The 7,868-nt window shown below is 71.3% G+C and carries 8 protein-coding genes; 7 read left to right on the forward strand and 1 reads right to left on the reverse strand.

Going from position 1 to position 7,868, the window contains the following annotated elements; all coding sequences use genetic code 11:
• Position 1 precedes the first annotated feature (1 nt).
• Both VF794_RS15290 and VF794_RS15295 read left to right on the forward strand, forming a co-directional pair.
• Complete coding sequence (locus VF794_RS15290; protein WP_331111051.1) at positions 2–955, forward strand: diguanylate cyclase; 954 nt, start codon at positions 2–4, stop codon at positions 953–955.
• A gap of 64 nt (positions 956–1,019) precedes the next feature.
• Complete coding sequence (locus VF794_RS15295; protein ID WP_331111053.1) at positions 1,020–2,651, forward strand: sigma-54 dependent transcriptional regulator; 1,632 nt, start codon at positions 1,020–1,022, stop codon at positions 2,649–2,651.
• A gap of 89 nt (positions 2,652–2,740) precedes the next feature.
• Here the strand turns inward: VF794_RS15295 and VF794_RS15300 are convergent, their stop codons facing one another.
• A complete protein-coding gene (locus tag VF794_RS15300) occupies positions 2,741–4,519 on the reverse strand; it encodes a DEAD/DEAH box helicase (protein WP_331111055.1) in 1,779 nt (592 codons plus the stop codon).
• A 70-nt stretch (positions 4,520–4,589) separates the two neighbouring features.
• Here VF794_RS15300 and VF794_RS15305 point away from each other — a divergent pair, with 70 nt between their 5' ends.
• The 5 genes from VF794_RS15305 to VF794_RS15325 form a co-directional block, all read left to right on the forward strand.
• Complete coding sequence (locus tag VF794_RS15305; protein WP_331111056.1) at positions 4,590–5,384, forward strand: SDR family oxidoreductase; 795 nt, start codon at positions 4,590–4,592, stop codon at positions 5,382–5,384.
• A 53-nt stretch (positions 5,385–5,437) separates the two neighbouring features.
• Positions 5,438–5,917, forward strand: coding sequence for a sigma-70 family RNA polymerase sigma factor (locus VF794_RS15310; RefSeq protein WP_331111058.1), 480 nt, complete (start codon positions 5,438–5,440; stop codon positions 5,915–5,917).
• 2 nt (positions 5,918–5,919) lie between these two features.
• A complete protein-coding gene (locus VF794_RS15315) occupies positions 5,920–6,717 on the forward strand; it encodes an ActD protein (RefSeq protein WP_331111059.1) in 798 nt (265 codons plus the stop codon).
• Between the two features lie 158 nt (positions 6,718–6,875).
• Entirely contained in the window at positions 6,876–7,463 is a 588-nt protein-coding gene (locus VF794_RS15320) for a tetratricopeptide repeat protein (RefSeq protein ID WP_331111061.1), read from the forward strand.
• Between the two features lie 113 nt (positions 7,464–7,576).
• A partial coding sequence (locus VF794_RS15325; RefSeq protein WP_331111063.1) for an RNA polymerase sigma factor occupies positions 7,577–7,868 on the forward strand: 292 nt, incomplete at its 3' end.

Raw genomic sequence — 7,868 nt, forward strand, 5'->3', positions numbered from 1 at the left:
GGTGACGTTGAGGCGCAGGCACAAGAGGTCGGATCAGCCGCTGACGGTCCTGGTGGTGGAGCCGCGGGCGGGAGACCTGGAGCGGACCCGGGTGGTGCTGGGCGAGGCTGGTTTCCGGGTGGTCCCGGTGACGCGCTTCGACGCGGCGGGACCTCTGTTCGAGGCCATCCAGCCGGACGCGGTGGTGCTCGCCGCCCAGGCCCCGGACTACTCGGCGGTGTCGGTGGCCCGTCGGCTGCGGCAGATGGGCCGGGGCGCGGTCCCCATGGTGTACCTGGTGGACCCCACCGATACGGAGACGTACCGCTTCTGCTTGGAAAAGGGCCTGTGCGTGGACATGGTGCCGCGCACCGGCTCGGGCGAGGAGCTCGTCCTGCGCCTGCGTGCGCAGCTGCGCCTCAAGACGGCGGTGCGCCGCTCCCTGCTGCCGGTGGAGGAGGGTTCCTCGGCGGCCATGCACGATCCGCTCACCGGGCTCTACAACCGGGCCTTCCTGCTGGAGCTCATGGCCCTGGAGATGCGGCGTACCGAGCGCTTCGGGGGGAGCTTCTCCGTGGTGGCCGGGGCGCTCGATGACTTCCGGACGCTGCGCAAGGAGTCGGGACGCTCCATGGCCGAGCGCCTGCTCGTCTATAGCGCGGTGGTGTTCGGCCAGACGGTCCGCGAGGCGGACATCGTGGCCCGTGTGGGAGAGGACGAGTTCGCCGTGATGCTGACGGGGACCCCGGCGGAGGGCGTGCCGGACGTGATGGCCCGGGTGAACGGGCGCTTCGCGCTGGCCCGCTTGCAGGTGGCGGGTCAGGTGCTGCGCCCCTCGCTCGCGCTGGGAGCGGTGAGCTATCCGGACGTGGTGGGTTCTCCCGTGCAACTCCTGAGTGCCGCGCAGCAGGCTCTGCGCCGGACCCGCGAGGAGCGCCGGAGTGCTGGGACAACGGGTATGGGACTGACGATTTGACCAGGGACGACCAGAGGGTGGGCGTTCCACGGGGTGATTCGCGATGGTGAGGGGAGGCGAGGGGATGGATCGGATCGCGGTGTTGGTGGTGGATGACGAAGAGCAGGTGCGGACCTTCCTCGTCGAGCTGCTGGGCAGCTCGGGGTACCAGGTGCGCTGCGCGTCGAGTGGCTCCCAGGCGCTGGAGATGCTCGCGGCGGGCTCGTTCGACGTGGTGCTGATGGACGTGATGATGCCGGAGCTCAGTGGCCTCGAGGTGCTGCGGCGCTATCGGGCCTCGGGTGGCAATGCGCCCGTCATCGTCCTCTCCGCCCTCTCGGGCGCGGAGGATGCCATGCGCGCCATGAAGCTGGGCGCCAGTGACTATCTGTCCAAGCCCTTCGGCAATGACGAGCTGGAGGACGCCATGGCCCGGGCCCTGGGCAGCCGCGCGCCGACGCGTCAGCCCGTGGCGAGCGCGCCGCAGGCCAACGCGGTGGCGGCCCAGGCGGAGGCGAGCGGGGAGCGCGTCGTCATCTCTCACTCGCCGTCCATGCGCCGGGTGCGGGCCCTGGTGGAGCGCATCGCCGACACGGACGTGCCGGTGCTGCTGCTGGGCGAGTCCGGTACGGGCAAGGAAGTGATTGCCCGGGAGATCCACGCGCGCAGCAACCGGCGCAACCGGCCCTTCATCAAGGTGAACTGCGCGGCGCTGCCGGCCGAGCTGCTGGAGAGCGAGCTCTTCGGCCACGAGCGGGGTGCCTTCACCGGCGCCACGGCGGAGAAGCCGGGCAAGTTCGAGCTGGCGGACCAGGGCACCATCTTCCTGGACGAGATCGGCGAGATGGCCATCCGCCTCCAGGCCAAGCTGCTCCAGGTGCTCCAGGACGAGGAGTTCTTCCGCGTCGGCGGCAAGAAGAGCGTCCGGGTGGACAGCCGCGTGGTGGTGGCGACGAACCGCGAGCTGGAGCGGGAGATCGAGCTGGGCAACTTCCGCGAGGATCTCTACTACCGCCTGAACGTGGTGGCCATCCGGCTGCCGTCGCTGCGCGAGCGCCCCGAGGACGTGGTGCCCCTGACGGACCACTTCCTGAAGAAGTACGGGCGCCAGTACATGAGCGGGGTGGCGGAGCTGCCGCCGGAGGTGCTGCGGGCCTTCACCGAGTACGAGTGGCCGGGCAACGTGCGCGAGCTGGAGAACATGGTTCGCCGGCTGTGCGTGCTGAAGGACGCGACGCTGGTGCTGGACGAACTGCGCTCGGGAGGCCGGACGCCGGCGAGCGCGCCCTCGCTGCCCACGTCGTACGGCGGAGACGGGGACGTGGATCCTCCGGCGCCGACGCTGGTGCGCACGCCGGTCCCCACGGTGGGCGGGGGCGTGGCGGTGCAGGTGCTGGAGATGCCGTCGCGGGGGAACGTGCCTCCGGCGGAGGTGCCGGCCAACCAGGTGGCGGCGCCGGTGCGGTACGCGAATCCGTTCGACGCGCCGCAGCCTCCTCCTCCTCCTCCGAGCATGCCGGAGGCGGAGATGTCGCTGAAGGACATCGGCAAGCGGGCGGCGATGCTCGCCGAGCGCGAGGCCATACTGGCCATGCTCCAGCGCACGGCGTGGAACAAGCGGCGCGCGGCCAGCAAGCTGCGCATCAGCTACAAGGCGCTGCTCTACAAGATCAAGGAGTGCGGCATCGTGGACCCGAGGGCCGCGGCCGAGTTCTGAGCCCCTACCATCCCTCTCCCTCCGGGAGAGGGACGGGGTGAGGGTCTTCTGGGCCCCAGGTGCGCTCCCGCACCTGGGGCCCGGTTTTTTCAGCCCTTGTCGCGGCGCACGGGGACCTTCTTGCCGCGCAGGGTGGCCTGCTTCAGCGCGGTGACGATCTGGTCGGCCATGGCCTCGGGCACCTCTACGAGCGAGAAGCCGTCGGAGATCTGGATGGCGCCGATCCGCCGGCCCTCCACGCCCGCCTCGCCGGTGATGGCGCCCACCAGGTCCGAGGGCCGGATCCCCGCTTGCCGGCCCACGCCGATGTACAGCCGTGCCATCTCGAAGTCCTCGGTCGGGCCCGCGCGGCGCTTCACGCCCCGGGGCTCCTCACCCGGGGGCGCCTTCGTGCCGGGCCACCCCTTGGCGGCGGGCCGCTCCCTCGCCCCGGGGCGCGCGGCCGCCCGGGCGTCCTTGCCCGGACGCGGGGCCCTCTCCGACGACGAGTGCGGAGCCACCAGGGGGATCTCCTCGTCCTCCTCGTCCTGGCCCTCCACCTGTGCGTCGTGCAGCAGCTTCACCGCGGCGGCGGCCACCTCCATCAGGTCGAACTCGGAGGCGAGGCTCTCCACCACGGTGCGGTAGGAGTCGAGCTCACCGGCCACCAGCACCTCGCGCAGGGAGGCGCGGACGAGCTCCAGCCGGCGGGCGCGCAGATCCGCCACGGTGGGCACGGTGGCGACTTCGATCTTCTGGCCCGTGAGCTTCTCGATGTTGCGCAGCAGCCGATGTTCGCGGGGCTCGGCGAGGGTGATGGCCACGCCCTCGCGGCCTGCGCGACCGGTGCGGCCGATGCGGTGGACGTACGCCTCGGGGGCATTGGGCACGTCGTAGTTGACGACGTGGGAGAGCTTCTCGATGTCCAGGCCGCGCGCGGCCACGTCCGTGGCGACCAGCAGCTCGATGGCGTGCGTCTTGAACTGCTTGAGGACGCGATCCCGCTGGCTCTGGTCCATGCCGCCATGGAGGGCCTGGGCGCGCCAGCCGCGGCCGTTGAGCGAGACGGTGAGCTCATCCACCTCGGTGCGGGTGCGGCAGAAGATGATGGCGGCGGTGGGGGCCTCCACGTCCAGCACGCGCCCGAGCGTGGCGGCCTTGAAGGGACGCGGGACGATGTAGGCTGTCTGGCGCACGCGAGGGCCGGTGCCAGGAGCCACCTTCTCCTTGGCGATGCGGACGTTGACGGGCTGGTGCAGGTGGCGCTCGGCGATGGAGGCGATGCGCGGGGGCAGGGTGGCCGAGAAGAGGGCCGTCTGGTGCGTCTCCGGGGTGGCCTCGAGGATGGACTCCAGGTCCTCGGCGAAGCCCATGTCCAGCATCTCGTCGGCCTCGTCGAGCACCACGGTCTGCACGTCGTCGAGCAGGAGCGACTGGCGCTTGAGGTGATCCAACGCGCGGCCGGGGGTGGCGACGACGACGTCCACGCCGCGCTTGAGGACGCGCAATTGCTGGCCGATGGGCTGGCCGCCGTAGAGGGGCAGCACGGTGATGCCGAGCTTCTGGCCGTAGCGGTGGATGGCCTCGGCCACCTGCATGGCGAGCTCGCGGGTGGGGACGAGCACCAGGGCGGAGGTGGAGAAGGCCTTGTGCTCGCCGGGGGTGAGGCGCTGGAGGAGGGGCAGGGCGAAGGCCGCCGTCTTGCCGGTGCCGGTGGCGGCCAGGCCGAGCAGATCCTTCCCGGCCAGCAGTGGGGGCAGGGAGGCCCGCTGGATGGGGGTAGGCTCCTCATAGCCGAGCGCGCTGAGCGCCTCCACGAGGGCGGGCTTGAGGCCCAGTTGTTCAAAGGTGGGAGTTGTTGCTGCGTCGGAAGGGGTGTTCGCGGTCACGGTCGGGGCTTGTACCACCGCCTCGAGGGGCCTGCTTGCGTTCTCGGCATGGGGCCGTTAAGCGCGCGGCATGTCTCCCCTCGTCCTGCTCGGTTGTGGGTACACGTTGACGCGGCTGGCGGTCGAGGAGGCCCGCCGGGGCCGTCGCGTGTTGGCGGTGACCCGAGACGAGCAGCGCCGCGAGGAGCTGTCCCGGGAGGGGGTCCAACTGCCCTCCCTGGACGAGGCCATGGCGTCGTCGAAGGGCGCTCACGTGGTGGATTCCATCCCCCCGGACGCCGGGCTCGACGCCTCCCTGGCCGGGTCCCTGGAGCGCACCGGCCCCGCCCGCCTCGTCTATCTCTCCTCCACCGGGGTCTACGGCGGCGCCCGGGGCTCCGTGGACGAGGACACTCCCGTGGACCCGACCTCCTCGAATGGCCGGGGTCGTATCGAGGGGGAGGCGAGGTTCCGTCGGTTCGGGGGCATCAGCCTGCGCATCGCGGGCATCTATGGCCCTGGCCGGGGCACGATCGAACGCCTCCGCTCCGGGGCGGTCCGGCTCCCCGAGGGTGGGGGAGGCCGCATCTCCCGGATCCACGTGGACGACCTGGTGGAGGCCATCCGGGTGGTGCTGGAGCGGGGAGAGCCGGGCGGGACGTACTGCGTGGCGGACGACCGGCCGGCGACCCAGACGGAGACGGTGGGGTGGCTGTGCGCGCGCCTGGGACTGCCAGTGCCACCGACGGTGCCCCTGGCTTCCCTGCATGAGTCCCTCCGGGGCGACCGGGCCATCTCCAATGCCCGGCTGAAGACCCTGGGGTGGCGCCCGCGCTACCCGGACTTCGTCGCGGGTTTTTCCGCCCTCCTGGAAACGGTGAGGTAACAGTTCTCGCCCGCCGCGGTGTTCAGGTGCTCGCGAGGACGGAGGAACCGACGTTGGCCATCGATGTGGAAGCCTGCTACCGCCGGTATGGACCGATGGTGCTTCGGCGCTGTCGCTTCCTCCTGCGCGACGAGGAGCGGGCCGTGGATGCCATGCAGGATGTGTTCGTCCACCTCCTCGACCACCAGGAGGCGCTGACCCAGGCGGCCCCATCGAGCCTGTTGCACCGCATGGCGACCAACGTGTGCCTCAACCGCATGCGCTCCGAGCGCCGACGTCCCGTGGACTCGGACGAGGAGCTGCTCGTGCGCATCGCCTCGCTGGAGGACGTGGAGGCGCGGACGGGAGCGGCGGCGGTGTTGGACCGGCTCTTCGGCCGCGAGCAGGTGTCCACGCGCACCATCGCCGTGCTGCACCTGGTGGACGGGATGACGTACGAGGAGGTCGCCAGGGAGGTGGGGCTCTCCGTCTCCGGCGTCCGCAAGCGCCTGCGCACCTTGCGTGCCCACCTTCAGGAACTGGAGGCCGCCTGACCATGTCCCAACACACGCCCGATTGGCTGTTGGAGCGCATCGCCCTGGGAGAGCTTCCCCCCGAGGAGCTGGCCGCCGCCCGCGCGCGTCTGGCCGAGGAGCCCGGTGGGTTGGAACGCCTCGCGAAGCTGGAATCCGATGACGGCGCCACCCTCGCGAAGCTCCCTCCCGCCCAGGTCGCCGCCGAGGTGGCGCGCCGCCGCCGCGTGGTGGAGGCCGCCCGCCCGGTCCAGTCGCCGCGCCGCTGGCTGCCGGCCCTGGCGCTCGGAGTCCCCGTGGTCGCGGGGCTCGCGGCGCTGATGATCTCCTCCCAGCGCGAGCTGCCCGAGGAGCCCCGGCAGCAGCAGGCGGTCCTGCTGGAGACGACGCGCACCAAGGGCCTGGAGCCCAGGCTGCTCATCCACCGCCAGCGGCGGGGCGAGCCCGAGCCGCTCGCGGACTCGGTCCAGGCGCGGCCGGGGGACGTGCTTCAGCTCAGCTATGTGTCCGCCGGCAAACGCTACGGCGCGGTGCTGTCCATCGACGGGCGGGGCGCGGTGACGCTCCACTCCCCGGACGTCAGCACGGGCTCGCTGGAGCTGAAGGGCGGCACGGTGTCCTTGGCGAGTGCGTACGAGCTGGACGATGCCCCCTCCTTCGAGCGCTTCTTCTTCGTCACCAGCGAGGCCCTCTTCGACGTGAACGCGCTGCTGGAGTCGGCGCGTGCGCTGGCCCAGGACTCCGAGGCCGCCCGCCGCGAGCCGCTGCCGCTGCCGGCCTCTCTGTCGCAGACCTCCGTCACCCTGGAAAAGGCTCCTTGACGCATGGAGTTGTCGCCCGGCCCACGGGTCTGGGTACGCCTCCAGCTTTCCGGTTTCATCAGTCTCCCTGGCCTGTCAGGCTGCCCTCTTTCATGCCCGGCTGTAGACTGGGACGGGTAGCCACAGGGCCGGCATGTGGGCCGGCTCGAAGGGGGCATATGTCCACGCTGTTGGCGGCATTCAACGAGGGCGTCAGCCACTCGATGTCAGGCAACCACGGGGCCGCGATCCAGGTGTTCGACCGTGTTCTGGTCCAGGATCCCAACCACGTGCTGGCGCTGAGCGCCAAGGGCTCCGCGCTCGCCAGTCTGGGGCGTCCGCGCGAGGCCCTGAAGTGCTTCGAGCGCGCCATCGATCTGGACCCGGAGACGGCCGAGCACTACCGCAACGCGGCGCTCTGCCAGCTCGAGATGGACGAGCCGGAGGCGGCCCGGGGCCTGCTGGAGGAGGCCCTCCAGCTCAACACCGAGCATGCCTGGCGCGAGGCGGCGGCGGTGGAGATCGCCAGCCTCGGCGAACTCCTGGCGACGGAGTCGGGCAAGCACCGGACGCGGGGCATCGGCTTGACGGGCAAGGCGCGCTACCGGCACGCCCGGCACGTGCTGGAGATGGCGCTGGAACTGCACCCAGGGCTGGTGGACGCGGCGAGGGCCCTGGCGGATGTCTGGTCGCACCTCGGGGATACCGAGAAGCGTGACCAGTACACCCAGCTCGCGGGCCGGCTGCTGCGCACCGCCGCCGTCTGACCCGAAGCGGAAAAAAGGGGGGAAAATCATCGGTGTATGCCGTTCCTCGGGCTCGGGCGTCCTCTCTTCTGGAAACCGGGCAACGAGGTCCACCCTTGAAGGGCAGCGCCGTCATGAGCGAGACGCCGATGGGAGCGGGGGTGACCCCTCTCGACTTCGACGCGCTCGTACACGGTGAGCAGGCCGCCCTCCTGAGGCTGGCCCGGCGGCTCGTCTGGGACGTCGAGGAGGCGAGGGACCTCGTCCAGTCCACCCTGGCGGATGCCTACGAGAAGCGCCACTCCCTCCGGGACGCCAAGGCGGGCCCGGCCTGGCTGCGGCGCATCCTCGTCTCGCGCGCCATCGGCCACCTGCGCCGGCGCCGGGTGTGGACCCTCGTCCGGGAGGTGTTGGACCTCGGCCCGG

The sequence above is a fragment of the Archangium sp. genome, from assembly GCF_036389735.1.
Lineage (GTDB): Bacteria > Myxococcota > Myxococcia > Myxococcales > Myxococcaceae > Archangium.